The 26682-nt window shown below is 64.5% G+C and carries 24 protein-coding genes and 1 tRNA gene; 15 read left to right on the top strand and 10 right to left on the bottom strand.

From position 1 onward, the window contains the following. The first annotated feature begins 7 nt into the window (after nt 1-7). A complete protein-coding gene (gene carB, locus IVB28_RS28370; protein WP_247530697.1) occupies nt 8-3472 on the top strand; it encodes a carbamoyl-phosphate synthase large subunit in 3465 nt (1154 codons plus the stop codon). Between the two features lie 211 nt (nt 3473-3683). Next, nucleotides 3684-4157 (top strand): transcription elongation factor GreA, encoded by a 474-nt coding sequence (greA, locus tag IVB28_RS28365; RefSeq protein ID WP_018643807.1) that lies wholly within the window; start codon nt 3684-3686, stop codon nt 4155-4157. 202 nt (nt 4158-4359) lie between these two features. Here greA and IVB28_RS28360 read toward each other — a convergent pair whose 3' ends face one another. Then, on the bottom strand, nt 4360-4839 hold the full coding sequence (locus IVB28_RS28360) for an Lrp/AsnC family transcriptional regulator (RefSeq protein ID WP_027547667.1): 480 nt from the start codon (nt 4837-4839) through the stop codon (nt 4360-4362). Between the two features lie 262 nt (nt 4840-5101). Between IVB28_RS28360 and trxB the strand changes: the two genes are divergently transcribed. From trxB to IVB28_RS28340, 4 genes are all read left to right on the top strand, one after another. Beyond that, nucleotides 5102-6067 carry a thioredoxin-disulfide reductase gene (gene trxB / locus IVB28_RS28355; RefSeq protein WP_247530695.1) on the top strand — a complete coding sequence of 322 codons (966 nt, stop codon included), beginning with the start codon at nt 5102-5104 and terminating at the stop codon, nt 6065-6067. A 5-nt stretch (nt 6068-6072) separates the two neighbouring features. Continuing rightward, nucleotides 6073-6996: a LysR family transcriptional regulator gene (locus IVB28_RS28350; RefSeq protein WP_063197141.1), complete on the top strand. Its 924-nt coding sequence runs from the start codon at nt 6073-6075 to the stop codon at nt 6994-6996. Between the two features lie 460 nt (nt 6997-7456). Further along, nucleotides 7457-8365 (top strand): 4-hydroxy-tetrahydrodipicolinate synthase, encoded by a 909-nt coding sequence (locus tag IVB28_RS28345; RefSeq protein WP_247530693.1) that lies wholly within the window; start codon nt 7457-7459, stop codon nt 8363-8365. 471 nt (nt 8366-8836) lie between these two features. Next, the gene (locus tag IVB28_RS28340; RefSeq protein ID WP_247530691.1) at nt 8837-9001 is read left to right on the top strand and encodes a hypothetical protein; all 165 of its coding nucleotides are present in this window, start codon (nt 8837-8839) and stop codon (nt 8999-9001) included. 147 nt (nt 9002-9148) lie between these two features. Here IVB28_RS28340 and IVB28_RS28335 read toward each other — a convergent pair whose 3' ends face one another. Both IVB28_RS28335 and IVB28_RS28330 read right to left on the bottom strand, forming a co-directional pair. Continuing rightward, complete coding sequence (locus IVB28_RS28335; protein WP_151644041.1) at nt 9149-9826, bottom strand: ParA family protein; 678 nt, start codon at nt 9824-9826, stop codon at nt 9149-9151. Nucleotides 9827-10188: 362 nt separating this feature from the next. Continuing rightward, the gene (locus IVB28_RS28330; protein ID WP_247530688.1) at nt 10189-10533 is read right to left on the bottom strand and encodes a hypothetical protein; all 345 of its coding nucleotides are present in this window, start codon (nt 10531-10533) and stop codon (nt 10189-10191) included. Nucleotides 10534-11014: 481 nt separating this feature from the next. On the opposite strand from IVB28_RS28330, the gene IVB28_RS28325 reads away from it, so the two are divergent. The 4 genes from IVB28_RS28325 (at nt 11015) to IVB28_RS28310 (ending at nt 14795) form a co-directional block, all read left to right on the top strand. Beyond that, on the top strand, nt 11015-12181 hold the full coding sequence (locus tag IVB28_RS28325; protein ID WP_247530687.1) for a CaiB/BaiF CoA-transferase family protein: 1167 nt from the start codon (nt 11015-11017) through the stop codon (nt 12179-12181). A 2-nt stretch (nt 12182-12183) separates the two neighbouring features. After that, a complete protein-coding gene (locus tag IVB28_RS28320) occupies nt 12184-13107 on the top strand; it encodes a CoA ester lyase (protein ID WP_247530684.1) in 924 nt (307 codons plus the stop codon). 6 nt (nt 13108-13113) lie between these two features. After that, nucleotides 13114-14052, top strand: a complete 939-nt coding sequence (locus IVB28_RS28315; protein WP_247530682.1) for an AEC family transporter — start codon at nt 13114-13116, stop codon at nt 14050-14052. Between the two features lie 338 nt (nt 14053-14390). Beyond that, complete coding sequence (locus IVB28_RS28310; protein ID WP_247530680.1) at nt 14391-14795, top strand: nuclear transport factor 2 family protein; 405 nt, start codon at nt 14391-14393, stop codon at nt 14793-14795. 109 nt (nt 14796-14904) lie between these two features. On the opposite strand, the gene tenA is transcribed toward IVB28_RS28310, so the two are convergent. Further along, on the bottom strand, nt 14905-15579 hold the full coding sequence (gene tenA, locus IVB28_RS28305; protein ID WP_247530920.1) for a thiaminase II: 675 nt from the start codon (nt 15577-15579) through the stop codon (nt 14905-14907). 187 nt (nt 15580-15766) lie between these two features. On the opposite strand from tenA, the gene IVB28_RS28300 reads away from it, so the two are divergent. The 3 genes from IVB28_RS28300 (at nt 15767) to IVB28_RS28290 (ending at nt 17494) form a co-directional block, all read left to right on the top strand. Then, on the top strand, nt 15767-15991 hold the full coding sequence (locus tag IVB28_RS28300; protein ID WP_247530678.1) for a hypothetical protein: 225 nt from the start codon (nt 15767-15769) through the stop codon (nt 15989-15991). 25 nt (nt 15992-16016) lie between these two features. Then, nucleotides 16017-17012, top strand: coding sequence for an ABC transporter substrate-binding protein (locus IVB28_RS28295; RefSeq protein ID WP_247530677.1), 996 nt, complete (start codon nt 16017-16019; stop codon nt 17010-17012). Between the two features lie 155 nt (nt 17013-17167). Beyond that, complete coding sequence (locus IVB28_RS28290) at nt 17168-17494, top strand: nuclear transport factor 2 family protein (protein WP_247530675.1); 327 nt, start codon at nt 17168-17170, stop codon at nt 17492-17494. A 56-nt stretch (nt 17495-17550) separates the two neighbouring features. On the opposite strand, the gene IVB28_RS28285 is transcribed toward IVB28_RS28290, so the two are convergent. The 4 genes from IVB28_RS28285 to IVB28_RS28270 form a co-directional block, all read right to left on the bottom strand. Beyond that, nucleotides 17551-18000, bottom strand: coding sequence for a GNAT family N-acetyltransferase (locus tag IVB28_RS28285; protein WP_247530673.1), 450 nt, complete (start codon nt 17998-18000; stop codon nt 17551-17553). A gap of 64 nt (nt 18001-18064) precedes the next feature. After that, nucleotides 18065-18538, bottom strand: a complete 474-nt coding sequence (locus IVB28_RS28280) for an RES family NAD+ phosphorylase (protein WP_247530671.1) — start codon at nt 18536-18538, stop codon at nt 18065-18067. 9 nt (nt 18539-18547) lie between these two features. After that, a complete protein-coding gene (locus IVB28_RS28275; RefSeq protein ID WP_247530669.1) occupies nt 18548-19267 on the bottom strand; it encodes an antitoxin Xre/MbcA/ParS toxin-binding domain-containing protein in 720 nt (239 codons plus the stop codon). A 116-nt stretch (nt 19268-19383) separates the two neighbouring features. Then, nucleotides 19384-20523: a helix-turn-helix transcriptional regulator gene (locus IVB28_RS28270; RefSeq protein ID WP_247530667.1), complete on the bottom strand. Its 1140-nt coding sequence runs from the start codon at nt 20521-20523 to the stop codon at nt 19384-19386. Between the two features lie 466 nt (nt 20524-20989). On the opposite strand from IVB28_RS28270, the gene IVB28_RS28265 reads away from it, so the two are divergent. After that, complete coding sequence (locus tag IVB28_RS28265; protein ID WP_247530665.1) at nt 20990-21583, top strand: hypothetical protein; 594 nt, start codon at nt 20990-20992, stop codon at nt 21581-21583. Nucleotides 21584-21605: 22 nt separating this feature from the next. Here the strand turns inward: IVB28_RS28265 and IVB28_RS28260 are convergent. Both IVB28_RS28260 and IVB28_RS28255 read right to left on the bottom strand, forming a co-directional pair. Continuing rightward, nucleotides 21606-21682 (bottom strand) — tRNA-His (locus IVB28_RS28260). A 195-nt stretch (nt 21683-21877) separates the two neighbouring features. Then, the gene (locus IVB28_RS28255; protein WP_247530663.1) at nt 21878-22312 is read right to left on the bottom strand and encodes a phasin; all 435 of its coding nucleotides are present in this window, start codon (nt 22310-22312) and stop codon (nt 21878-21880) included. A 647-nt stretch (nt 22313-22959) separates the two neighbouring features. Between IVB28_RS28255 and IVB28_RS28250 the strand changes: the two genes are divergently transcribed. After that, nucleotides 22960-26493 carry a PAS domain-containing sensor histidine kinase gene (locus tag IVB28_RS28250; protein WP_247530661.1) on the top strand — a complete coding sequence of 1178 codons (3534 nt, stop codon included), beginning with the start codon at nt 22960-22962 and terminating at the stop codon, nt 26491-26493. The last annotated feature ends 189 nt before the right edge of the window (nt 26494-26682 follow it).

Genomic DNA, 26682 nt, shown 5'->3' with positions numbered 1-26682 from the left:
AGAGTTGATGCCCAAACGTACAGACATCACCACCATCCTGATCATCGGCGCCGGTCCCATCGTGATCGGCCAGGCCTGCGAGTTCGATTATTCGGGCACCCAGGCGGTGAAGACGCTGAAGGAAGAGGGCTATCGCATCGTCCTCGTCAATTCCAACCCGGCCACCATCATGACCGACCCGGAATTGGCCGATGCGACCTATATCGAGCCGATCACGCCCGAGATCGTCGCCAAGATCATCGAGAAGGAACGTCACGTCATTCCCGGTGGCTTCGCGCTGCTGCCGACGATGGGCGGGCAGACCGCGCTGAACTGCGCGCTGTCGCTGCGCCTGCAGGGCACGCTCGACAAGTTTGACGTCGAGATGATCGGCGCCACCGCGGACGCGATCGACAAGGCGGAGGACCGCCAGCTGTTCCGCGAGGCCATGACCAAGATCGGGCTTGAGACGCCGAAGTCGCGGCTCGCCAACGCCTCCGCCCTGAAGAAGGCCTTCCGCGACAAACGCCAGGCCGAACGCGAGAAGCTCTCGGGTGCGGCCCTCGAAGAACACGACCGGCAGTGGACGCTGGGCGAGAGCGACCGCCGCAAGCGCTATCAGGAATACGCTCTCGGCCAGGCGCTGATGGCGCTGTCCGAGATCGGCCTGCCCGCGATCATCCGCCCCTCCTTCACGATGGGCGGCACCGGCGGCGGCATCGCCTACAACAAGGAAGAGTTCCTCGACATCATCGAGCGCGGCCTCGATGCGTCTCCGACCAACGAAGTGCTGATCGAAGAATCGGTGCTCGGCTGGAAGGAGTACGAGATGGAGGTGGTGCGCGACAAGAACGACAATTGCATCATCGTCTGCTCGATCGAGAACCTCGATCCGATGGGGGTGCATACCGGCGATTCCATCACCGTGGCGCCGGCGCTGACGCTGACTGACAAGGAATATCAGATCATGCGCGACGCCTCGCTGGCGGTGCTGCGCGAGATCGGGGTGGAGACCGGCGGCTCCAACGTGCAGTTCGGCGTCAACCCGGAGGACGGCCGCATGGTCGTCATCGAGATGAATCCGCGCGTGTCGCGTTCCTCCGCGCTGGCGTCCAAGGCCACCGGCTTTCCGATCGCCAAGGTCGCCGCCAAGCTCGCGGTCGGCTACACCCTGGACGAGATCGCCAACGACATCACCGGCGGCGCCACGCCGGCCTCGTTCGAGCCGACGATCGACTACGTCGTCACCAAGGTGCCGCGCTTCGCCTTCGAGAAATTCCCGGGCGCCTCGACCACGCTGACGACCTCGATGAAGTCGGTCGGCGAAGTCATGGCGATCGGCCGCACCTTCCAGGAGAGCCTGCAGAAGGCGCTGCGCGGACTCGAGACCGGACTGACCGGCCTCGACGAGATCGAGATCGAGGGCCTCGGCCGCGACGACGACAAGAACGCGATCCGTGCCGCGCTCGGCACGCCGACGCCGAACCGGCTGCTCCAGGTCGCCCAGGCCATGCGGCTCGGCTGGTCGAACGAGGACATCTTCAACTCCTGCAAGATCGACCCCTGGTTCCTCGGCGAGATGCGCGGCATCGTCGACATGGAGGAGAAGGTCAGGAAGAACGGCCTGCCCGGCAACGCCTTCGGCATGCGCACGCTCAAGGCCATGGGCTTCTCCGATGCACGGCTCGCGGTGCTTGCCCAGACGACGGAGGCCGAAGTGACGGCGAAGCGCCACGCACTCGGCGTTCGCCCGGTGTACAAGCGCATCGACACCTGCGCGGCCGAGTTCGCCTCGCCGACCGCCTACATGTACTCGACCTACGAGTCGCTGTTTGCGGGCGCACCGGCGGACGAGAGCAGCCCGTCCGACAAGAAGAAGGTCATCATTCTCGGCGGCGGGCCCAATCGTATCGGCCAGGGCATCGAGTTCGACTATTGCTGCTGCCACGCCTGCTTCGCGCTGCACGACGCCGGCTACGAATCCATCATGGTCAACTGCAATCCGGAGACGGTGTCGACCGACTACGACACTGCCGACCGGCTCTATTTCGAGCCGCTCACCGGCGAGGACGTGCTGGAGATCATCGCCAAGGAACGCAGCAAGGGCACGCTGCACGGCGTGATCGTGCAGTTCGGCGGCCAGACTCCGCTGAAGCTGGCACGGGCGCTGGAGGCTGCCGAAGTGCCGATCCTCGGCACCTCGCCCGATGCCATCGACCTTGCCGAGGATCGCGACCGCTTCAAGCGCGTGCTCGACAAGCTGCGGCTGAAGCAGCCGAAGAACGGCATCGCCTATTCGGTCGAGCAGGCGCGCCTGGTCGCGACCGATCTCGGCCTGCCGCTGGTGGTGCGCCCCTCCTACGTGCTCGGCGGCCGCGCGATGCAGATCATCCGCGAGGAGAACCAGCTCAGCGATTATCTACTCGGCACGCTGCCGGAGCTGGTGCCGGCGGACGTCAAGGCGCGCTACCCGAACGACAAGACCGGGCAGATCAACACCGTGCTCGGCAAGAACCCGCTGCTGTTCGACCGTTATCTGTCTGATGCCACCGAGATCGACGTCGACTGCCTCTGCGACGGCAAGGACACCTTCATCGTCGGCATCATGGAGCACATCGAGGAAGCCGGCATCCATTCCGGCGATAGCGCCTGCTCACTGCCGCCGCACTCGCTTGAGCCTGAGATGATCGGGGAGCTGGAGCGGCAGACCCGCGAGCTCGCGCTCGGCCTCGACGTGGTCGGCCTGATGAACGTGCAATATGCCATCAAGGACGGCGAGATCTACGTGCTCGAGGTCAATCCGCGCGCCTCGCGCACGGTACCCTTCGTCGCCAAGGTGGTCGGCACGCCGGTCGCGAAGATCGCCGCGCGCGTCATGGCCGGCGAGAAGCTCGCCGACTTCAAATTGATGAAGGCGGAGCTCAAGCACGTCGGCGTCAAGGAATCGGTCTTCCCGTTCGCGCGCTTCCCCGGCGTCGACACGGTGCTCGGCCCCGAGATGCGCTCGACCGGCGAGGTCATGGGCATAGACCGCTCGTTCGCGGTGGCGTTTGCCAAGAGCCAGCTCGGTGGCGGCACGCGGGTGCCGCGCAAGGGCACAGTGTTCGTCTCGGTGCGCGAAAGCGACAAGACGCGTATCGCCGAAGCAGTTCGCGAACTGCATGCGCTCGGCTTCAAGGTGCTGGCGACGTCGGGCACCCAGCGCTTCCTGACCGATCAGGGCATCCCGACCGAGAAGGTGAACAAGGTGCTGGAGGGCCGGCCGCACATCGTCGACGCCATCACCAATGGCGACGTCCAGCTTGTCTTCAACACCACCGAAGGCCCGCAGGCGCTGGCCGACAGCCGATCGCTGCGGCGCGCGGCCCTCTTGCATAAAGTGCCATATTACACCACTCTTTCCGGGGCCGTGGCGGCCGCGCAGGGCATCCGCGCCTATTTGGGTGGGGACCTTGAGGTTCGTACCCTGCAGAGCTACTTTTCGGATACCTGATCGCTAGCGGCGGCGACGCTTCCGGTAAGTGATTGGCAATGAAGCCACAATGGCCGGAGGAACTGATCCGGCCAGGTGGTGGTTCTGTTCCGGCGCCAGACCCACATTAACATCCCGGTGGGCCCATGTTCAGCCCCGGGGACTACCGACGAATCAAGGTTGTTGCGCCCTCCGTCTTGGTGGGGCGCGCAGCTGAAGGACGAGAGAAGAGATGGAAAAGGTTCCGATGACCCAAGCCGGCTTTGTCGCGCTCGGGGAAGAATTGAAGAAGCGCCAGTCGGAAGATCGTCCGCGGATCATCGAGCATATCGCCGAGGCGCGCTCGCACGGAGACCTGTCGGAGAACGCGGAATATCATGCCGCGAAGGAAGAGCAGTCCCACAATGAAGGCCGCATCGCCGAGCTCGAGGACAAGCTCGCGCGCGCCGACATCATCGACATCTCGAAACTGTCCGGCGACACCATCAAGTTCGGCGCCACCGTGACCTTGGTCGACGAGGACACTGAGAAGAAGACGGTGTGGCAGATCGTCGGCGAGGTCGAGGCCGACGCCAAGAAGGGCCGCATCTCCATCACCTCGCCGCTCGCCCGCGCGCTGATCGGCAAGAAGAAGGGCTCGACCGTCGAGGTCAATGCACCCGGCGGCGCCAAGGCCTATGAGATCACCAAGGTGGAGTGGCGGTAAGGATTTGCTACTGCACGCACTGACGTTGAAAGGCCGCGCAACGCGCGGCCTTTCTGTTTTTGGGTGTTGCTCGGTGCCCAGAATGAATCGCACTCTCACCACTCGCAAATGCGGAGTTGATGCCGCGAGCACCCGCGCAGTCTCGTGTCCCGGACGCTGCAACGCGGGGCGCTGCGCAGCATCCGAGCACGAGAGAGCGAATCTACCGCCGCCCCTTCACATCCAGCGGCACGGCGGCTTCATACTTCGAGTTATGCAGCACCAGCGATGTCCGCACGTTGCGCACATGGGGCGCGGCGGTGAGGTGGGTGACGAAATCCTGGAAGGTCGCCATATCGGGGGCGACGCATTTGAGGATGAAATCGACCTCGCCCGAGAGCATCCAGCATTCCCGCACCAAAGGCTCGGCGCGGACGAACTCCTCGAACGCGCGTAAATCCGCCTCGGCCTGGCTGGACAGGTGCACCGCGGCGAACACGGTGACGTCGAAGCCGAGCTTGCGCGCGTCCAACAGACCCCGATAGCCATGGATGTAGCCCTCTTCCTCCAGCGCCCGAACGCGGCGCAGGCAGGGCGGCGGCGAGATGCCGACGCGCTTGGCCAGCTCGACATTCGTGATTCGACCGTCGGCCTGGATCTCGGTGAGAATTTTCAGGTCGATCTCGTCTAGGTTCCGCGACACGTGATTGGAACTCCTGGCCTTTGCGGCGGTATTGGTTGGGCTTTCGCAATGCTCATAGCCAGTCCGCAACGTTAGCGCAATTTTATTGCGCGCACCGCAACCAAGTTTTGTTCCCTGTTGGAAAATCCGCCGAGAGGGAATGCAATTCTTGCATAGCTCACCAGAAGGCTTAGATTGGCTCTGATATTTCAGCGCCTGCGCGAGGCCTCCCGGCACGTTCCGCGCCCGCGCTGCAGATCCCCCGTGAAAGGCGTCCGTCGAAATGTCCGCTCCTGTTCATGCAAAGGTCGTCATTGTCGGCTCCGGCCCGGCCGGCTACACCGCGGCGATCTACGCCGCGCGGGCCATGTTGGAGCCGATCCTGATCCAGGGCATCCAGGCCGGCGGCCAGCTCACCATCACCACCGACGTCGAGAACTATCCGGGCTTCGCCGACGTGATCCAGGGCCCCTGGCTGATGGAGCAGATGGAGAAGCAGGCGGTCCATGTCGGCACCAAGATCGTCTCCGACCTCGTCACCAAACTGGAGACTTCGCAGCGGCCGTTCCGCCTCACCTGCGACTCCGGCGATGTCTATCTCGCCGACACCGTGATCCTCGCGACTGGCGCGCAAGCGCGCTGGCTCGGGTTGCCGTCCGAGGCGAAGTTCCAGGGCGGCGGCGTGTCGGCCTGCGCCACCTGCGACGGCTTCTTTTACCGCAACAAGGAGGTCGTTGTGGTCGGCGGCGGCAATACCGCGGTCGAGGAAGCCTTGTACCTCACCAACCATGCCTCGCAGGTCACCATCGTGCATCGCCGCGATCACTTGCGCGCCGAGCGCATCCTGCAGGAGCGGCTGTTCAAGCACCCGAAGATCAAGGTGATCTGGGACTCGGCGGTCGACGAGATCTGCGGCACCGAGAACCCGAACAAGGTCACCCATATCCGCCTTAAGAACGTCAAGACCGGCGCACTTACGGACGTGAAGACCGACGGCGTCTTCATCGCCATCGGCCATGCGCCGGCGACCGAACTCGTCAAAGACCAGATCAAGCTGAAACCCTCGGGCTATGTCGAGGTCGCCCCGAACTCGACCGCCACCTCGGTGCCCGGCCTGTTTGCCGCCGGCGACGTCGCCGACGAGATCTATCGCCAGGCCGTGACGGCCGCAGGCCTCGGCTGCATGGCAGCGCTCGAGGCCGAACGTTTCTTGGCCCTGCGCGCCAGCGAGCGCGCGGCAGCGGAATAAAGATCATGCCTCGAACACGCGACGGATTCACGGATATGGACTGGGACAAGCTGAAGGTGTTTCACGCAGCGGCGGAAGCTGGCAGCTTCACGCATGCGGGCGAGCAGCTCGGCCTGTCGCAATCGGCGGTATCGCGCCAGGTCTCGGCGCTGGAGCAGGAGCTTTCGGTCTCGCTGTTCCACCGCCACGCCCGCGGCCTGATCCTCACCGAACAGGGCGACCTGTTGTTCCGCACCGCGCATGATGTGTTCATGCAGCTCCAGGCGGCGCGCGCGAAACTCACCGACAGCCGCGAGCGGCCGAGCGGCGACCTCAAGATCACCACCACGCCCGGCGTCGGCATCAACTGGCTGATCCCGCGGCTCGGCGAGTTCACCGCGCTCTATCCGGAGATCCGCATCTCGCTGATCGTCACCGACGAGGAGCTCGATCTGTCGATGCGCGAGGCGGACGTCGCGATCCGCACCCGCAAGCCGACGCAGCCGGATCTCATCCAGCGCAAGCTGTTCGCGATGGGATTCCACGCCTATTGCTCGCCGGAATACATCAAGCGCTTCGGCACGCCTCGCACGCTGGAGGAGCTCGACTCCCATCGCATCATCACGCTCGCCGACGGCAACTTCGCGCCGCATCTGCAGAACCGCAACTGGCTGGTGGAAGCCGGGCGCAACGGCTCCGGTCCGCGCGAAGCCTATTTCAGGGTGAACAACATCCTCGGTCTCGTGCGCGCCTGTCAGCAGGGCCTCGGCATCGCCGCGCTGCCCGACTACCTCGTCGAGGAACAAAGCAAACTCGTGCAGTTGTTCGGCGAGTCGGATTCGATCCAGCTCGATACGTATTTTGTCTATCCCGAGGAGTTGAAGACGGTCGCGCGCGTGCAGGTGTTCCGCGACTTCGTCGTCAGCAAGGCGCAGCGCTGGCCGTCCTGATTTCCGCATGACTGACATGCGGCCTCGGCGGTTGCTGCAAGACGCTGGTCAAGCTCATACTGATTGCACGCTGAGCCTTCGCGTTGCGCATTTGTCCCCCTCCTCCAGTGGCGCGGGAGTTCAGTAATCCCTCTTGGAAGGTGATTGTGTCGGCCTCACGTGGCCAATACCTTAAGCCGGGCTCTTTGGGCCCGGCTTTTTTTTGGTTCAGATCGCCCCTCGCCTTCCGCGTGTATTGACAGTTTCAGGCCTACCCGGCATCATTTGCAAATGATCACGAAGTCGTGCGCAATCTCGTTCGAGGCCATCGCCTCGAAAAAAGGCTCCGATCCCGGGGCCTCGGATTTTTGCGCGCGCTAGCTAAGTTTCGCCATCGCTGCAAATCCCGAAAACCCCGCCGCCTGGACGGGGTTTTTTCATGTGCCCTCCGTCTCAGGTTTTTCCCGAGGAGATGGAAAACATGACCGGACTGCGAGAACAACTGCACGGGCTTTGGCTGCCGCTGGTGACGCCGTTTCAGGGCGGCGCGCTCGACGAGAGGTCGCTACGGCGGCTGACGCGGCACTACAGCGCGCAAGGCATCGACGGCTTCATCCTGGGGGCAACCTCCGGCGAAGGCATGACGCTGCGCGAGGCCGAACTCGAACGCCTCGTCGCCATCGTGCGCGACGAGATGGCGGCCGGCCGCCGCAATGTTCCGGTCTGCCTCGGGCTGTCGGGCGCCGACACCTCTCGGCTGAAGGAACGTCTCGACGAGACCGCGGACTGGCCGATTGATGGTTATCTGATCGCGAGCCCTTATTATGTTCGGCCCTCTCAGCGCGGGCTGCTGGCGCATTTCGAGACGCTCGCCGATCACGCCGCCTGGCCGCTCGCGCTCTACAACATTCCCTATCGCAGCGCGGTGAACATCACCAACCAGACCATGCTGCGGCTGGCCGAGCACAAGAACATCGTCGGCTTGAAGGATTGCGGCGCGAGCCGCGAGCAATCGATCGCGCTGCTGCGCGACAGGCCGAGGGAATTTCGCGTGCTCACCGGCGAGGACGCGAACTATTTCGAGGCGCTCAGTGACGGCGCCGACGGCGGCATCGTGCTGTCCGCCCATGTCGAGACCGCAATTTTTGCGGCCGTGTATGCGGAAGCCAAGCGCGGCAACCACGACGCGGCGCTGGCGCGCTGGCACGAGGTCGCGGATCTGACGCGGCTGTTGTTCACCGAGCCGAGCCCGGCGCCGGCGAAGTACTGGCTGTGGCGATGCGGCCTGATCGATAGCCCCGAAGTACGCCTGCCGATGGTGGAAGTCAGCAGCGAGCTCGCGGCCACGATCGATCGCGAGATCGAGCGACGGACGAAGGTGGCGGCGTAGCGGCGCTCGTCACTCCACCCGCATGTCATTCCGGGGCGCGACGAAGTCGCGAGCCCGGAATGACAGTGATGGAGTTGGTCCTTGGTTAACCGCACCCCAACGGCCTTCGCTGCCGCCGCATTCCGCATCCACGCCTCGTTTACGCTCTGATGCCTATCGTTGCCCTTGAAAGCCTTTCAAAGGGGGAATGACCATGGGGCATCGCACCCGGCCTACGGCCGCGAGCCAGTTCGCGCCGACCGATCTCTTGCAGGAATTATCGTCATATCGTCGTTCGGGTTCTGGGCAGTGATGCTCGGCCTGATGCCGGTGCTGCTGTTTCGGGTCTGGCTCGCCTGAGGCGGCTCTTTCGCGCGGATGGTTAAGCGGGGATCACAAATGCGCTCAAAATGCGAGCGGGATTGCAAGCCGGAATTTTAAAACATCCCGCGTATCGTTCAGCCCATAAGCGAAGAAATCGCGGGGGCGTTTGTGAATAGTCATAATGAAATGGTGTCGCATTTCGGCGCCGGACACGAGAAGCTGTCCACCGAACAGAGCTTTACCACCGAGGACATTCTCTGGGCCGTCGGCATCTGGTCGGTGATCCTGACCTTGTCGCCGGTCATCGTGTTCTACATGCTGATGGTGGCGTAACTCATTTCGTCATTCCGGAGCGCCCGAGGGGCGAATCCGGAATCTCCGGGTTCTCGCTTCGCGAGGCCCCGGAATGACGCACGAAGGCCACAAACGCAAAACGCGCGGACATCCGCGCGTTTTTCGTCCGGGGAATGATTTAAAAAATTAAGCAGCCTGTTTGTGCATTGCGCCGGACGCCGACGCCGTGCCGCGAATAGCCTTCACTGAACGCTCGATCGCCGCCCATAGCCTTGCGATTTCCTGAGCCGCCCGGCTCTCGGCCTGGTACTCCCGCGCGCCTTCGCCATGGCTCAGCGCCATCAGCAGATCCGAACGGTTGGTGATCTGGCCGCCCCACACCGGAGCACGGAATTTGGCCAGCGCTTCGCGGGCAATGGTCACGATCGGGCTTTCGGACTCGTCACGGCGCGCCGGCGCACCGTTGAGCACGACCGCGTAGGGCTTGCGCGCCGCGCGGCACATCTGGATCGTCTCCTGCACCGCGTTGACGTCGAACACGCCGGGGCGCGCGGGAATCACGACCATGGTGGCGTTGCGGATCGCGTCGTCGACGACGGCTGAGAGGTTCGGCGGCGTGTCGATCAACACCCATTCATAACCGTCGCGCTTGGCAGCGGAGACGATGCCGCTGACGGAGTTCACGGCCGCCTTGATCGGCGGTTCGTTGGTGCCACGCAGCTTATGCCACAGCGTGAGCGAGCCTTGCGGGTCCGCGTCCACGAGCATGACCTGCTTGCTCGCCTTAATCTGCGCGGCGAGATGTGCGGCTAGGGTACTCTTGCCCGAGCCGCCCTTACGCGATGCAAAAACAATAACGTTCATACCTTCCGCCTCCAGATTGACCCCAGGCCGCGAAAATGAATCACCGCGCTGATTCGTGAAAGATAAATTTATCGAGAGTTGTGCTGCGGTCACGAAATAACAAGGCGTGCTGGCTTTTGAGTCACACTGCGATGTCCGAGTTGCGACAACAACTGCGATGAAACGCCGTGTGCGCGAGCGTGCGTGCGTTTTTGGCGCAGTCCTTCGGGACAAAGCGGAACGCAACCTCGCCGCGCAATCCCCTGTCCGACTCTTTTCCGTCGAGCTTGCCTGGCGTTCGTCGCAAGCGTCACGTCAACTGCGCGAACAAAAGGAGTCCGTTACCTTACCAGGTTGCGCAGGGGAACGCATGTAGCCGGCGCTCAGCTGCCGCTGGTCTTTTTCTTCTTGGCCGCCGGCCTGGTGCTCTTCTTCGCGGTTTTGGGCGCGATGTTGGTCGGCCTGCCGGCACGGGCCTCGCCCGGCTCCGGTCCGCGGCGGAAGAACGCCGCGCATTGTGGCGAGAGCTGCGCCTTCTTCTTGATCATGCAGACGGTGATGGCATCGACATTCGGCACGAACTCGCCGCACAGCCGCATCGCATCCGGCGTGCAGGCCTGCTGCTCTTCCGGGGTGTAGGCGAAGCCGGCGCCGGGCTGGATCAGCACGGCCAGGGCCATCCCGAGGGTGGCAGCAGCCAAGGATGTCTTGAAGCGAAGCGCCGGCATCTAATCCCCCACATGTCGAACAGGAGGGAATAGTGGGTGAACGGCGGTTGGTTGGCAACCGAGGGGTATGCGAAAGCCGGGAGCTGTGCGGTCTCGGCAACAGGGCGGGCGGGCCTCGTCCTGGCTGTCCACGACGTCATGGCCGGGCTTGTCCCGGCCATCCACGCCTTGCCACGCAGCACTAAGAACGTGGGACAAGCCCGGGCATGACGACCGCATGGGATCGCGGGGGATGACAGCTGTGAGCGGGCAAAGAGTGCAGCCAAACCTTTCTCGTTTGCCAGCCAACAAAACTGCGAAAACAACCCCATGCACAGTAGCCAAGCCATGGCAATCGCTCAGTATTTCATTCCTTAGGATTTGGCGAAACCGGGTTTGACTTGTCGGGCAAAACAGGGGCATCATGGCATCATCAAAAAGATGCGCGTGGGTGGTCGGCTTGTCTCCTGCGCTGGTCGAAAAGCGCACGGAGGACGGTCGCATGGACGGGAATGAGGCGGAGCTGCCGCTGTCGGGCGTCACGGTGGTCTCGCTGGAGCAGGCGATCGCAGCGCCGCTGGCCAGCCGGCACCTGGCGGACTGGGGCGCGCGGGTCATCAAGATCGAGCGGCCGGGCACTGGGGATTTCTGCCGGGACTACGACCATGTGATGAACGGGATGTCGAGCCAGTTCGTCTGGACCAACCGCTCCAAGGAAAGTCTCGCCATCGACATCAAGAGCGAGGGCGGCCGCAAGGTGCTCGACGCCCTGCTGCCGCACGCCGACGTGTTCATCCAGAATCTCGCGCCGGGCGCTGCGGAGCGGCTCGGCCTCGATGCCGCATCTCTCTTGCGCAAATATCCTGGCATCATCGCCTGCGACGTCTCGGGCTATGGCGACGGCGGCCCCTACAGCAGCAAGAAAGCCTATGATCTGCTGGTCCAGTGCGAGGCCGGCGTTCTCGCCGTCAACGGCACCGAGGCGGAACCGGCCAAGGTCGGGCTGTCCGTGGTCGATATCGCCACCGGCATGTACATCCTCAACGGCGTGCTGATGGCGCTGTACCGCCGGGAGCGGACCGGCAAGGGCACCGCCTTCCAGGCCTCGCTGTTCGATTCCATCACGGACTGGATGAGCTATCCCGCCTTCTACACTGAGAGTACCGGCCGGCCGCTGCCGCGAACCGGCGCCAAGCACGCGACGATCGCGCCCTACGGCCCGTTCCGGGTCGGCGACGGCAACACCATCTTCTTCGGCGTCCAGAACGACCGGGAATGGCGATCGCTGTGCAGCATTGTCCTTGGCGATGCCGGCTTCGCCGACGACCTGCGCTTCCGCACCAATCCGCTGCGCATGCAGAACCGCGACGAGTTGCAGGCGCATATCGAGCAGCGCTTTGCCTCCATGACCAGCGAGGAGGCCTTGCGGCTGCTCGACGAGGCCTCGATCGCCAACGCGCATCTGAATTCGGTCGAGGCTTTCCTGGCGCATGAGCAACTCCGCGCGCGCTCGCGCGTGCAGAGCGTCGGCTCGCCGTGCGGGCCGGTGATGAGCTTCCTGCCCGCGCTGACCATTCCCGGCCTGACGCCGCGGATGGACCCGGTGCCCGAATTGGGGCAGCACAATCAGGCCATCCTCAGCGAACTCGGTCTTTCGAAGGAGCCGTGACGATGGCACAGCTGCGGCCAACGCGGGCTTATCTGGCCGTCCCCGCCCATCGCGCCCGCCTCGTCGCCAAGGCCGCGGCCTCGGCTGCCGATGCGGTGTTCATGGATCTCGAGGACGCGGTGCCGCCGTCCGAGAAGGGCCTTGCACTGAACGAGGCCGTCCAATCCCTCTCCGCGCTCGACTGGGGCAACAAGCGCGTCACGGTGAGGATCAATGCCGTCGACAGCCCCTTCATCCCGCAGGAGATCCGCGCGCTGGCGGCGCTTCCGAGACTGGATGCGGTGATGGTGCCGAAGGCCGAGCGCCCCAGCGATATCGCTCGCATAGCCGAGCAGCTGCGGGCCGCCGACCCCGATCGCCCCACGCCGGTCGCCCTGGAATTGCTGATCGAGACGGCGCTCGGCCTCGTCAATGTCGACGCGCTCGCCGCGTGTCACGACAGCGTCGCCGCGCTTCATCTCGGCGTCGGCGATTTCGCGGCCTCGATCGGCGCCCGCTCCTCCGACATCGGCGTGTCGCCGGACGGCTACCGCCACGTCGGATCGGCGCAAACCGGCTATGCCTCCGCGCCGCTCGACCTGTTCGCCTATCCGATGATGCGCCTGCTCGTGGCCGCGCGCGCATTTGGCCTCCGCGCCATCGACGGCCCCTGCGGCGCGTTCCGCGATGCCATGCTGACCGAAAGCAGCGCGCAGAAGGCCGCCGCGATGGGCTTTGACGGCAAGCAGGTCATTCATCCCGACCAGATCGAACCGACGCTGCGCGCGTTCGCGCCGTCAACCGAAGAGCTGGCCCAGGCGCGGCGGATCGTCGAGGCCATGGAGCAGGCTGAGGCGAAAGGACAGGGCGCGGTAACGCTGGACGGCAAGATGATCGATTATGCCAATGTGCGGATGGCACGCAGGATCATCGAGCTGGGATCGTAGGCGCGCATGGCCACGTTGCTGATCGTCGCGCCGGTGTTTGCGCTGATCGCGGCCGGCTATGCCGCGGTGCTGTTTCGCTTCGTTTCGGAGAGCGCGCACAAGGGCATCAGCGAATTCGCCTTCAGCATCGCGATTCCTGCCCTCCTGTTCCGCACCATCGTCGTCTCGGAATTCCCAGATGTCAGCCCTTTCAGAATGTGGGGCGCCTATTACGGCGCGCTCGCCATCGTCTGGATCGCGGCGCTGGCGATCTCGGCGCTGCTGCGCGCGCGGCGCGAGGACCGCGAGGACGGCGTCGTGTTCGCGATCGGCTCTGTCTACGGCAACATCGTGATGCTCGGCATTCCGCTCGTGCTGTCAGCGCTCGGCAACGAGGCCGCCGGACCAATGGCGCTGATCCTGTCGGTGAACACGCCACTGCTCTGGCTCTGCGGCATCCTGCAGATGGAGCTGGTCAGCCGCAAGCGGACCGGCTCGGCGCTGTCGGTGATCTGGCCCGTGCTGACGGATCTCGCCCGCAACCCGCTGATGCTGGCGATCGGTTTTGGCGTGATCTGGCGTTTCACCGGCCTCGGCCTCACGCCCGTCATCGACCGCACCATCGAGCTGCTGGCGCAGGCGGGATCGCCGACGGCGCTGATAGCACTCGGTATCAACCTGTTCCGCTTCGAGGTGAAGGGCGAGAAGCTGAGCATCCTGGTGATGTGCGCGCTCAAGCTTGCGGCAATGCCGGCGGCAGCGTTCGCGCTGGCAAAGCTGCTCGGCCTGCCGCCGCTGGCTGCCAGCGTGATCGTGCTGTTCGCGGCGATGCCGACCGGCGCCAACGCCTATATCTTTGCAGTGCAATATCAGCGGCTGGTGAACCCGGTGTCGGGCGCGGTGGCGCTGGGGACGCTGCTGGCGGCGGTGACGTTGCCGCTGGTGGTGTGGATGGTGAAGGGGTGAGGCGTCAGAGGCTTGGAGAGTGCGCCGCACCACCTCCCCAATATCCAATCAGCGCAGGCCCAGGAACGACAGCACCACACCAATCACGACGACGAGTCCGACCAGATAGATAATTCCGTTCATGTCTCAGCTCCTCAGCGCTATCAGTCCTGCCGCAACTCAAACACCGCAGGTCATGAAAAGGTTCGGCGTTGCCCGCGCCGTTTTCTCCTGAAGTCGGGGAACGAAAGCGAACGATCCTGCTTCGGGTCGGGCTGAGCCCCCCGTCAGCTCGATGATTTTGCATCTGCACGCAAAGGTGGCTAGTCTGTCCTGATACGTCCTGCAGGGAGGGTGACATGGGGCAGCGTGAAGAGATGCTGGCATTAATCAGAAGCGCTTACGCCGCACGCGACGGCGGTGATGCCGAGAGCTTGGTGACAGCTTTTCATCCCGAGGGCGCGTTCACCTTGATGGGTGACAAAAGCGCGCTCGAACTGACAGGGACTATGCAGGGACACGCGACCCTGCGTGGAGCCTTCAGTAAATTGATCGATGAATTCGGCTTCGAAGGTCGCGAAATCCTGGCTGAGCTGGTCGACGGAGATCGCGTTGCTGTCCATTCCCGCGTCGACGTTCGATACCGTCCGACCGGACAGGCATCCAGCACGGAGATCCTGGACCTGTTCAGATTTCAGGACGGCAAGATCGTCGAGCTCATTGAGTTCGCGGACACTGCGCAGATCAAGGCGATGATCTCCTGACGCGCGATGAGGTTCTGTCAGTGTCGCCTGACGTTGGTGAGTTTGGCGCACTGTCACAGTAATTCGTAATTGTATGACCTTCAGGTCATGAACCTGACTGCCGAAAGGGCTATTGTACGCGCTGGCCCTCGCGCCAAGCCATCTCCCAGAAGTCCGCCTCGAGTCGGGTGGCTTCCTTGAAGATCGCAATCAGCTCTGCCTCGCGGGCCGGCGTGGCGTAGAGATCGGCGAGATGCTCCATGTGCGCCCGCGCTTTGGCAGCGACCTCCTGGTACGGCGCGCCAGCGTACTCGGCGATCCAAACGCGGTAGGCGTTCGTCGTAGCGTCCGCGAGGGGGAGCGAGGCGAGCCGCGTTGCGATCTCCGCGTACCCGATCACGCAGGGGGCAAGCGCCACCTTGAGGGCCAGCAGGTCGCCGCGCATTCCCGCGTCGAGCACGTAGCGTGTATAGGCCAGGATCTCGGCCGCCGGAGGGGCCTGTTCAAGGTCGGCCGGGGACAGACCCCAATCGGCACAGAGCTTCACATGCAGGTTCATCTCGACATCGAGGATGGCCGACAGGCCGGCCGCCGCTTCACGCATGTCGGCAAGTCTGGGCGACTTGTAGACCGCGAGCGCGTAGGCGCGAGCAAACTCGATGAGAAACAAATAGTCCTGAACGAGGTAATGACGAAACGCCGCTTCGGGGAGCGAGCCGTCTGCCAGTCCGTTCGTGAAGGGATGCTCGGTGTAGGCCCGCCACTCAACGGATGCTGCTGTCTTGAGACGCTCTAAGAAACTCACGATGTTTTTTGCCTGGGTTGCTTGTCCATGAACGTGTTTGGCTCGGTATCGATAGCGCATTGCGAACCTAGGAGCTACGGCGACCGCGGACAAAACTGGCTTTGAGCAGCGTTGCGGACAGGGCACTCTCCGCCTTGAGAGTTTTGTGCACTGTCACCGTAACCCCCGCGTTCGTGCTCGCAACCTGTTGGACCTGCCGCCGGTCGCGGCCGGCGTGATCGTGCTGTTCGCGGCAATGCCGACCGGTGCGAACGCGTGTATCTTTGCGGTTCAGTATCAGCGGCTGGTGAACCCGGTGTCGGGCGCGGTGGCGCTGGGGACGCTGCTGGCGGCGGTGACGTTGCCGGTGGTGGTTGGGTGGTGGCGGGAGGGAGGTAGCGCTGGCCTTTTCTTGCTACGCTGGGAGCGTTAATGTTCGCCCGGGCTGAGGGGCCGACATGAAGCGACGAGATTTCCTGGCCGGGGCGGCGTCGCTTGCCGCCGCAACGCGTGTGACGGCAGCCTCTGGTGCTGGCGGCTCGCGCCTTGCCATTGCCAACATATCTACCCCGACGGCGATGATGCGTGAAGACAGCCCTAACTATTACCCGGCGTTTTTCGGCGAGCTGCGGCGGCTGGGGCGGATCGAAGGACAGAACCTGACGATCGAGCGCTATGGAAAGGAGCAGTACCGCGGCGACAGAGCCGAGCTGGCTGAAGAGATCGTCCGCGGCAATCCGGATGTGATTCTCGTCTTCGATCCCCCGGCCATCATCTTCAAGCAGAAGACCACGACCATCCCGATCGTCACGATTTCGTACGATCCTGTGGCGATCGGCCTGGCGCAGACGCTCGCCCGTCCCGGCGGAAATGTCACCGGCGTCGTCGTCAATCCCGGCCCAACAATCCACGGCAAGCGCATCGCGCTGCTGCGCGAGATGTTTCCGGCGATGTCGCGATTGGGTTGCATCACGCCGGCCGGGGCCTGGGAAAGCTCGGTGGGCGAACCGGTGCGCGTCGCTGCGCAAGCAGCGGGAATTGCGGTCGCCAACTTTACCATCGACCTTCCCGGCAACCCGACGACCTATCGCAACGCGATCCTGCAGGCCGCGCGCGAAGGATCGGACGCGATCATGATGATCGACAGCCCGGACGCATTTGCCAATCGCGTCGCGATCACCGAAGCCATTGCAGAGGTCCGCATCCCCGCCATCCACTGCTTCACCGAAGCCGTCGAGCTCGGCTGCCTGATGGCGTACGCCTTCGACTTGAAGGAGTTGATCAAGCGGATGGCCGGCAACGTCGATGCGATCTGGCGCGGCGCCAATCCTGCCGAAATCCCGTTTTACCAGGTCTCGAAGTTCGATCTGTCGATCAACCTCAATGCGGCCAGGTCTCTCGGACTCAAGGTGCCACCGACGCTGCTGGCGACGGCGGCCAAGGTGGTGGAGTGAAGCTGACGGCTCCAATCATTTTTGCCTTTGCACGCAAAGGTCGCTAAGTTGCCCTGATACACATTAAAGTAGGGGCACATGGCGAATCGCGAAGACATGCTCGCGTGATCAGGGGCAGCTACGCCGCGCGCGACGGCGGTGACACCGAGGGCCTCGTGACGGCTTTTCATCCCGAGGGCGCGTTCACCTTGATGGGCAACAAGGGCGCGCTGGGATTGACAGGAACAATGCAGGGCCACCCGACGCTGCGCGAAGCTTTCGGCCAATTCATCGCCGGCTTCGGCTTCGAAGGCCGCGAAATCCTGGCTGAGTTGGTTGACGGAGATCGCATTGCTGTCCATTCCCGCGTCGACGTTCGATACCGTCCGACCGGGCACGCCTCCAGTACCGAGATCCTGGACCTGTTCAGATTTCGGGATGGCAAGATCGTCGAGCTGATCGAATTTGCGGACACTGCGCAGATCAAGGCCATGATTGCGTGACGCGCGATGATGGGTTGAAGCGTCCTTGCGCCTAAGGGGGCGAGAACTCCATCCGACTAAGGACGGCGCACCTCGAAATACGTCTTGCCGCCCCGAAGAAAGCCCGCCCCTTCATAGAAGCGGAGGGTCGTCTCCCGTTTCGAACCTGTCGCCAACAGAACCTTGTAGCAGTCGGCCTGCCAGGCAAGATCGAGCGCGTGCGCGAGAACCCGCCGGCCAAGGCCGCGCCTGCGGTAGTCCGCATGGGTGACGACATTCTCAATCACCCCGTATGATCGAGCGCCGCGAGACAGATTGGGTACGATCGCGAGCGTGCACGAAGATACGAGCGCTTCGGCTGCCTGCGCCACGATCACGTTCATGAAACTGGAGGACAGCAAGGTCGCCCAGACGCGCTCGGCAGCAGCGGTCTCCAGCGGAGGATCGTGCGGGTGAAGGTGCCGGTAAAGGTTCAACACGTCGAGCAGGTCGCGATCCGTCGCGGAGCGGACAACGGCTTCGGTCATGGGCGGACACCCGGGGTCATAGCCTTCTCTGTGGCAGGCTATCAGATGCCGCGACTGGATACACTCAGACGCCCGTCCTTTGCCCGAACAGCCTGAGGTCATGGGGATAGCGCGCGACATGCGCGACGCGGATGCGCGATGCGTCCTCGTGCCTGGGGTTGATGAGGTAGTTTTGCGCGAATGGCACGATAACCGACGGCACCGAGACCACAGCTGTGTGTGCCTCGTCGAACCAGGGCCGCAACAAACCACGTGTCGCCCTGGGATCATCGGCCCAATCCCGCGATGTCTTTTCGATGTCGGCGACACTCACGGTTTCAACGGCGAGGTCATCGGGAACGTCGATGCCAAGCAGCTGGTAGCTCGTCGGCAGGTCCTCGACATCGATTTCCAGGTGCACCATTACTTCAAGCAGCGCCGAAGCCGGATGATCCGCAGCGTAGACGGCATGCCGGCCGCGATCATGCCAGCGGCCAGCGGCCTTCAGGCCGCCAATGCCCGACAGATCGTCGAAATTGGAGATCCGCCAGATCCTCACGCCGAGCCCTTAGGCAAGGATGCCGTGGTCGATCCGGTGCAACATCTCCTCAACAACGCGCGCGCCCGCCTCCGTCGCGAGGTATGCGAGCGGCGTCTCGCCGCTCAGCGCCTTCTTGGGCTTGCGCAGCCAGCGGTGCGCCTTGACGGCATTGCCGAACACGGTTGCAGCCAGCCGGTCGATGCGCGCCAGCCGCACGGCCTTGTCGGTCTCCTCGACGGTCAACGGTTCACCCTCCGACAGCCGCCGCGCCAGAGTGCGCTTGGGCACGATCAGCGCGTGGATTTCGTCGTCGCTGTAGTTCACAAGGCGCTTGAGCGCCGCGGGCTCGATGCGAAACAGGCTGTTGGCATCGATAACGACATTGAACAACTCGGTTGAGGCGAACAATTCATCCGCCACACTCTTCCCAAGCCCGAGAGTGGGCGCATCTGTGACGGTGGAGAGACCGGTGACCGCATCGAAATGTCCCTGGACAACGATAGCGCCGGGTTGCGGGTGATAGGCCTGGTCGGGCTCGGCGGCGGCCGCGCGTTCATTTGTTGTCCCGCGCAATGCTTCGGGTGGAGATTTGTGCGTCGACTTCGACGGGGGCGTGCGGGCAGGACGCTGCGTCAGGGCTTCCGCCGCGGTCGTCTTGGTCTGCTTCCCGGTCAACGGGCCGGATGCGCGAAGCCCGCGCGAAGCGGCTGAACCAACGCCTTTGCCGGTCCGCTCATTCTTTGCCATGGGGTCCGCCGTGTGCCAAATGCCTCAGAAGCTCCGCCAACTGGCATCTAAGCACACGGGCTGGCGGATTCAAGCGCAGTGCGCGACGACGCTCATCGTCAAGGAATGCCCATGCCTCAAGGCGCTCGCAACACGAGTCGGCCAAGCAGCGCCGCGAGTTCGCTTTGCCTGGATATGCCGAGCTTCTGAAATACGCGCTTCAGCACGTTGCGCGCGGTGTCTTCGGCGATCCCGAGCCGGCCCGCAGCTTGTTTCGGCGGAACGCCCGAGCCCACCAGGGAGGCGATCCTGGCCTCCCCGAGCGTCAACCCCAGGATGTCCCGCACGATGGCGGGATCCGGCGGCTCGGCGGATTTCTGCTCGATCGCGAGCACGATTGCTCGCGTGCGGGTCAGAAAATGGTCGTCTGAAAGTGCGCCGGCGGTGATCGGGAGCAGGTAGATGACGAAACGCCGGCCTGTTGCACTCGACTCCACGAGGATGGGTCTCGGCTCGGCCAGCAGGTCGCGCGCCTCGGCGCGAAGCATGTGCGTCATTGCGGTCTCGAATGAAGCCCGGCTCGCCACCATGCGAACCCGCAGACGATCGTTCGCGAGGTCGAACACCTCGCCGACCAGACTCTTGCCGACCGGATTGGCGAACAGCAACCGCGCCGACGAGTCCAGCGCGAACACGCCGATGCCGATCCGCGCGAGGGCGTCGCCAAGGCCGAGATTGGCCAGCTCGGTATCGAGCAGCCTGATCGACAGGCGCAGCGATTTCTCTGCGTGGCGCCCGAGCGTCGCGATGAGACCCAGTTCGGCGTCGGAGAATTGGGGCTTGGCGAAAGCGCGCTGCACGCTGGGCGCCACCAGGATCCGCGGGTCGGGTGACACTCCGATCGATCCGAACCAGCCGAGGCCGTGTCTTGCAAGGAAGTCCCTGCTGAAGGGATGGTTGAGGTAGGCGTCGTCGATCGGGCCGATGTGCCGGTCGGTGAAGGGCTCGCCGCTGACGTAAAGGCCGGCCGAGATGCAACGCTCAGCCTTGAAATCGTGCTGCGCCCAACGCTCTCCGTAGTCGCCGAGCGCCGGTGCGAGGCTTTCGGAGGCGATGGCTCCGAACGCCCCGTCGTCCCTCCGCCATTGCAGGATCGCGCCGGCGTCTTCGAAGCAGTCGGCGATCTTGCCAAGTGCGGATGGCCACAATGACGGGCTCGCCGCCGTATCGTAGACCGCTTCGACGGCGGCGAGGAGACGCTCGGTGACTGCGGGCATGGGGTCCGATCGATCAGAGAACTCGTTCAGGTTACACGAGATTCCCTTCCAGCAAGCCGGGCCGCGCTCGTTTTACCGGGGCTTCTGCCCCCGCATTTCTACGGATAGCCGGCTGTGGAGGTTGGTTGCGGCAGGAGCGAAGCGGCCGGGCGCGGCCCGGGATTTCGGGGCGGACGCCGCCAACCAGACCCGTTTGGGTCATGCGGCCGGTCCGGCGAGGTCTATTGGATAAAAGCCCGTTGGCTGGAAGACCTTTCATGACATCGCTGTTCGTATTGCCTCATGCCGTGATCTGGTCGCCAGGCAGAGGCGGACAGGCTGTGTCCAGCCTGCACTCGGCCGCGCCATGACAAACGACCGAGAAAAAGACGTGCGGTGCTTCTGCTGCGGGGAGACATCGGAGCAGTCGGCGCTTCCGCCCACCAGCCGGAGCCGCGCCGGGGATCTCGACCAGCGTCCCGGAAGGATGCCCTCCACCATCGGCAGCTCGCTGCAGGAATGTCCGCACTGCGGCTACGTGGCGGCCGACCTGGCCGAAGGAGACGAGCGCGACCGCCTGTTTGCTCAGTCGGAGCGGTATGCGGCGCTATGCGAGCTTCCGCAGTTCTCGCGGCGATCGTCCCGCTTCCTGCTCCGCGCCGCGATCGAACTCGCGCGCGGGGATTTCGAGCGAGCATTCGACTCCACGCTGTGCGCAGCGGCGGATGCGGATGACTGCGATCTTTCGGATATTGCGCGCGGGTTGCGGACGATTGCGGGCCGCTATCTTGCCGGCCGTGCCCTGACCGTCGACTTGCGCCTGCGCTTGCTGGACGTGCTCCGCCGCGCCTCCGATTGGACCGCTGCAACCGTGCTCGCGGGGAAGATGATGGCGGAGAACCTGGCGCATCCGCATGCCGCAATCATCCGCTTTCAGCTCGGCAGGATCGAAGCACGGGATGACCGCTGCTACACGCTCAGCCAGGCCTTGCGTTCGGATCACGATCCGGAGGCTTCCAACGATGACGCCGAACATCTGGACCACGTCGTGCACGTGTTGGGCCGGCTGAAGCGTCGATGATCGTCAGTGATCTAACCAGAGGTGGTACAGTTGGGTGGGCTCGAACCACCGACCTCCTGTTCCACAGACAGGCGCTCTAACCAACTGAGCTACAACTGCATCCTTGCGAGCCGCGCCTCTGGGCGCCCTGAAAGGGCCGATACCTAAGGGGGGCTGGACGGGGCGGAAACTAGGTGCAACGGGCGTTTTTGGCAAGGCCGCAAGACGCCCAAATCGCTCCCCGATCAACGTTATTTCCATAACAAAACCCGGGCCTTTCAGCCCGGGTTTCTGATCGACAACCGGCCGGCCAGATCAGGCGGCGGGCGTGTAGAGCTTCGCGGCGCTGGCCTTGATCGGCTCGGCGGTCGCGGCGGCGACGCGCTGGGTCAGCTCGACCAGCTCCTTGGCCTGGGACTGGAAGGTCTCGAGCTGGGTGCGGGCGTGGCCGGTCCACAGCTGCATGGCTTCCGTCGGCGACTTGAGGCTGAACAGCTGCTGGGCGAAGTCGAGCTGGGCGTTGCTGTTGGCCTTCATGAACTCGACCAGCTTGGCGGTGTACTCGCTCGCGCCCTTGCTGGCAGAGGTGAACACGGCCTCGACGGTGCCGTTGTGGGTTTCGGCCGCGTCCTTAAACTTGGCGTAGCTTTCGCGGGCCTGCGCCGCGCCCTTTTCGGCGAACGCACGCATCTGCTCGGGAACCTCGAACGGAATGATCGAGGCAGAAAACGGATCAGTCGTACCTGTCATGGGTATCCCTCACACTAAATGAAAAAACGGAGTGAGCCGTCAGGCCGCGCCCGCCGGCCAACCGGGTGGCGGGAGCAAAGACTGGAAACACAAAACGAATGATGGCTCGCCCAGCGCCCAGACCATGCCTGCCTAAAATGTCAACATTGTGCAACGCAACGGGTTGGGAGGGTGCATTGCGAAAATAATCTCGGGGAGGATGAGGTTCCCATGGTGGGGAACCGGTGGTTGAGGTGTTTGGGTGCGCCGAGCACCACTCTTTCCGTTCCTCCCCCTTACGGGGGAGGGTCACGGAGGGGGGTGCCACACGGGGATTCTGTCCGTCGCGCTCCGCCCCTCGTGCAACGAACCGACACCTTTGCTGGGCTACCCTCTCCCTAGCCCTCCCCCGCAAGGGGGGAGGGAACGCACCGCGGACTCGGCGCGAGTTCAGTTGCGTGAGAGGCACGATCGCCTCCGCGCGAATCCTGCGGATGCGACCGGGCTGCGGCTTGCGGGGTCGGCACCATTAGGGTTATCGCGGCTTAGGCCTTCGCCCGTAGGCTGGGGCCGTGGACCTGCCTGCGGCTGCGGGCGATACTAACTCTTTCTTAAGGCTGCCATTCCGGCAGTCCTGGTGCTGACAAACGGGACGCGAAGCCGGTCGGATGACGAGTTCGGATTTCCAGTTGCGAGGTGTGGGCGATCCCCGGCTGGCCGTGCATGCGACCTCTCAGCTGCCCGCCTGGCTGTGGTCGATCGACGGCGCCCGCGTGCTGTGGGCCAATCCGGTCGGCGCAAAACTGTTCGGCGCGGCAAACAGCGCGGCGCTCGCGGACAGGATTTTTGGCCCGGCGGACAGCCATCGCCGCCAGGTCGCCCGCCTCGCCCGGCAACTGCCGGCGAACGGCTCCATGCGGCTCGAACGTCTGCGCGGCTTCGGCGCCCGGCTCGGCGCGCTGATGACCTGCGCCTGCGCCCGGCTGGACTTTGCCGATGGCGGTCATGGCGTGCTGGTCACCGCGATGGACCCGAGCTTGCGCTCCATGCCGCTGATCGAGCGGCTGCTTCGTCTGGTCGACGGCGCAAAGGTGCCGATGGCGGCGTTCGCGCCCGACGGCCTGTTCGTGGGCGCCAGCGAGGCTGCGCGCCACCTGCTCGGCTTCCGCGATCTCGGCGAGGCCGGCCTCGACCGGGCGCGCAGCGATGCGCTGCGCGAAGGCCGCGCCGAGACCCCGATCGGGATCGGCCAGATGGTGCTGCAACGGGTCGGCACGGGCGCCGATGTCGGCCTGGTCGCGCTGATCGAGCCGGCCGCTGCGCAAGGTGCGCCTGCCGAGCACGTGCCCCCCGCGTCCGTGCTCGCGCGTGCACCAAGCGAGGCGCCGGTCGGCTTCGCACAAGCCACCGAGACGACGCCGAGCGAGCCGCCGTCATCGCACGAGGTGCCTGAAGGCATCGCCATGTTCGACGCCTTCGCGGAGCCGGTGGAGGCGCCCGCGAGCAGTGCGACGATCGCGAGCGAACCGCCGCAAGCTGCAACGGTTCGGGATGCAGCCGAAGAGACCGTTCGAGAGCCGGCGCAAGAGGCGGCCGACCAGACGGACGAAGCCGCGGCCAAAACTCCGGTTGAAAACCCGCCAGCAGCCATTGTGTCGCCGCAGGCTGCGCCGATCACTACCGGCATGGTCGAGCCGCCGTCGGGCCAAGAGTCGTTTGGCCGGGAGTCGTCGGGCCAAGAGCCGCCCGCACCGCGTCAGCATCCGCTGCGCTTCCTCTGGCAGATGGATGCAGACGGCCGCTTTGCGCTTCTCTCCGACGAATTCATCCGCCTGATCGGCGCGCGCACCGCCTCAGGCTTCGGCCGCCCCTGGCGCGAGATCGCCGAAACATTCTCGCTCGATCCTGAGGGGCGCGTCGCACAGGCGCTGGCGAGCCACGACACCTGGGCCGGGATCACGGTGAACTGGCCGACTGACAGCGGCGCAGCTCTTCCGGTCGAGCTCGCGGGCCTGCCGGTCTACGATCACGAGCGTAACTTTGCCGGCTTCAAAGGCTTTGGCGTCTGCCGCGACCTCGACGCCCTGAATCGGCTCGATTCGCTCAGGCGTTTCGAGCTGCTGGCCAAAGCGCCGGCGCAGCACGGCCCGTCCACCGATGTGGCCGTGCCGGACACGGAGCCTGATGCCGAGCCGGTGGCCGAAGCGCCGCCCGCGCCGATCGAGCCGCCCGAGTTCGAGCCCGAGCCTGAGCCTGAGCCTGAGCCAATAGCCGAACCCGAACTGCCCGAACCCACAAGCGACGCGAATTCACATCCAACCGATCCGGACACGCCAGTGGAAACGCCCGTTGAGACTCCCTTGGAAACGCCTCCCAATGTCGTGCCGTTCCGCCCGCACGGCGACGTCAGGTCACAAGGTGACCAGAGAGCGCCGAGCCTGACCCCGGTCGAGAACAGCGCGTTCAACGAGCTCGCGCGGCAATTGTCCGAACGGCTCGAACGCGAGCGCGAGACGATCGCGGCAGATGCGGCAGAGCCCGCAGCGGAGATCCCTGCCGAACCAGCGGCGCCGGAGCCCGAGCCGCCGCACACGCCGGCGCAATGGCTGACCGAGCCCGCGCCGCCGCCACGCGGCGCCAGTGCGCGCGACCGCACGCTGCTCGACCTCTTGCCGACCGGCATCCTGATCTACCGGCTCGACCGCCTGCTCTACGCCAACACGGCGTTTCTCGCGCGCATGGGCTATGCCGACATCCATGCGCTGGAGGATGCCGGCGGGCTGGATGCGCTCTATGTCGAGCCGGGCGTCTCCGCGGCCAGCAGCACCTCGCAAGCCGGCACGCCTGTCACGATCAGCGCGAGCGTTGCGAACGGCGAAGCGCCGCTTGCGGCCACCGAAGCGCATCTGCACGCGATCGACTGGGATGGCGAGAGCGCGCATGCGCTGATCTGCGCGCTGCCCAATCCTGCACCTGTTGCGGCTGCACCTGTCGTCACCGGGCCCGGCATTGCCGAGCCTGTCATCCCCGAGGCGGTTGTCGCGGAGACAATGGTCCCGGAATCCTTCCCTTTCGACATCGAGCCGGCGGCCGGCGAGGCCGAAGCCGAAGATCTCGCCGCCATCCTCGACACCACGGCCGAGGGCATCGTCATGTTCGATGCCGAAGGCAACATCCACGCCTGCAACCGCAGCGCCGAGGCGCTGTTCGGCTATGACGGCACGGCGCTGCTGGAGCAAAATCTGGTGACGCTGTTCGCGCCCGAGAGCCAGCAGATCGTCGCCGACTATTTCGAAAGCCTGAAGAGCCAGGACATTGCGAGCCTGCTCGACCACGGCCGCGAAGTGCTGGGACGCGAGAAGAAGGGCGGCGTCATTCCGCTCGCGATGATCATGGGCCGCACGCGGCCCGACGGCCCGAATTTCTTCGCCGTGTTCCGCGACCTCAGCCAGAGCAAGCAGGGCGAGAGCGAGCTGACGCAGGCCCGCCGTCTCGTCCACAGTGCGGCCAATGCGAAAGCCGACATGCTGGCGCGGATCAGCCACGAGATCCGCACGCCGCTCAACGCCATCATCGGCTTTGCCGAGGTGATGATCTCCGAACGCTTCGGCACGCTCGGCAACGAGCGCTACGGCGAATACATGAAGGACATCCGCGCCTCCGGCGAGCGCGTCATCGCCATCATCGACGATTTGCTGGAGCTGTCGCGGATCGAGACCGGCAAGCTCGACCTCAACTTCGCCAACCTCAACCTCAACGAACTCGTCGAAGCCTGCGTCACCGTGATGCAGCCGCAGGCCAATCGCGAGCGCATCATCATCCGCACCTCGCTCGCCCATGCGCTGCCGCAGGTCAGCGTGGACGCGCGCGCGATGCGGCAGATCACCATGAATTTGATCTCGAACTCGATCAGGCTCGCCAGCGCCGGCGGCCAGGTCATCGTCTCGACCGCGCTGTCCGACCGCGGCGAGATTGCGCTTCGCATCCGCGACACCGGCCACGGCCTGTCCGAGCGCGAAGTCGCCGCCGCGATGGAGCCGTTCCACACTCCGCCGCCGGGCGATGCCGCGGACAGCGCGGCGCTGAGCCTGTCGCTGACCAAGGCCCTGGTCGAAGCCAACCGCGCCCGCTTCAACATCAAGAGCGCCGGCCACGGCACGCTGATCGAAGTGGTGTTCGCGCCGGCACTGGCGGGGGCGTAGGGAGCATGGCCGTTTGCAGAAGCGCCCGGCGCTGCGGGGCGGAAGAGCGCCGCGAGTAGTCGCGCGACGTGTTGCAGCTTATTCCCGACCGGAACCGAATGCAGCTTCGTGGCTTGACCCCGGAGCGTTTCCTGTCGCCTCCAAGCCAATTGCAACACTGATTATTACGCCGCCGTGTGATCGCAAATG

Source organism: Bradyrhizobium sp. 199 (genome assembly GCF_023073355.1).
Lineage (GTDB): Bacteria > Pseudomonadota > Alphaproteobacteria > Rhizobiales > Xanthobacteraceae > Bradyrhizobium.
This window is presented reverse-complemented; position numbering and strand designations above follow the sequence as displayed.

Excerpts from the sequence above, each read along its gene's own strand:
- carB (WP_247530697.1), top strand. The coding sequence starts at position 8 with ATGCCCAAACGTACAGACATCACCACCATCCTGATCATCGGCGCCGGT.
- greA (WP_018643807.1), top strand. The coding sequence starts at position 3,684 with ATGGAAAAGGTTCCGATGACCCAAGCCGGCTTTGTCGCGCTCGGGGAA.
- trxB (WP_247530695.1), top strand. The coding sequence starts at position 5,102 with ATGTCCGCTCCTGTTCATGCAAAGGTCGTCATTGTCGGCTCCGGCCCG.
- IVB28_RS28350 (WP_063197141.1), top strand. The coding sequence starts at position 6,073 with ATGCCTCGAACACGCGACGGATTCACGGATATGGACTGGGACAAGCTG.
- IVB28_RS28345 (WP_247530693.1), top strand. The coding sequence starts at position 7,457 with ATGACCGGACTGCGAGAACAACTGCACGGGCTTTGGCTGCCGCTGGTG.
- IVB28_RS28335 (WP_151644041.1), bottom strand. The coding sequence starts at position 9,826 with ATGAACGTTATTGTTTTTGCATCGCGTAAGGGCGGCTCGGGCAAGAGT.
- IVB28_RS28330 (WP_247530688.1), bottom strand. The coding sequence starts at position 10,533 with ATGCCGGCGCTTCGCTTCAAGACATCCTTGGCTGCTGCCACCCTCGGG.
- IVB28_RS28325 (WP_247530687.1), top strand. The coding sequence starts at position 11,015 with ATGGACGGGAATGAGGCGGAGCTGCCGCTGTCGGGCGTCACGGTGGTC.
- IVB28_RS28320 (WP_247530684.1), top strand. The coding sequence starts at position 12,184 with ATGGCACAGCTGCGGCCAACGCGGGCTTATCTGGCCGTCCCCGCCCAT.
- IVB28_RS28315 (WP_247530682.1), top strand. The coding sequence starts at position 13,114 with ATGGCCACGTTGCTGATCGTCGCGCCGGTGTTTGCGCTGATCGCGGCC.
- IVB28_RS28310 (WP_247530680.1), top strand. The coding sequence starts at position 14,391 with ATGGGGCAGCGTGAAGAGATGCTGGCATTAATCAGAAGCGCTTACGCC.
- IVB28_RS28295 (WP_247530677.1), top strand. The coding sequence starts at position 16,017 with ATGAAGCGACGAGATTTCCTGGCCGGGGCGGCGTCGCTTGCCGCCGCA.
- IVB28_RS28285 (WP_247530673.1), bottom strand. The coding sequence starts at position 18,000 with ATGACCGAAGCCGTTGTCCGCTCCGCGACGGATCGCGACCTGCTCGAC.
- IVB28_RS28275 (WP_247530669.1), bottom strand. The coding sequence starts at position 19,267 with ATGGCAAAGAATGAGCGGACCGGCAAAGGCGTTGGTTCAGCCGCTTCG.
- IVB28_RS28270 (WP_247530667.1), bottom strand. The coding sequence starts at position 20,523 with ATGCCCGCAGTCACCGAGCGTCTCCTCGCCGCCGTCGAAGCGGTCTAC.
- IVB28_RS28265 (WP_247530665.1), top strand. The coding sequence starts at position 20,990 with ATGCCCTCCACCATCGGCAGCTCGCTGCAGGAATGTCCGCACTGCGGC.
- IVB28_RS28255 (WP_247530663.1), bottom strand. The coding sequence starts at position 22,312 with ATGACAGGTACGACTGATCCGTTTTCTGCCTCGATCATTCCGTTCGAG.
- IVB28_RS28250 (WP_247530661.1), top strand. The coding sequence starts at position 22,960 with ATGACGAGTTCGGATTTCCAGTTGCGAGGTGTGGGCGATCCCCGGCTG.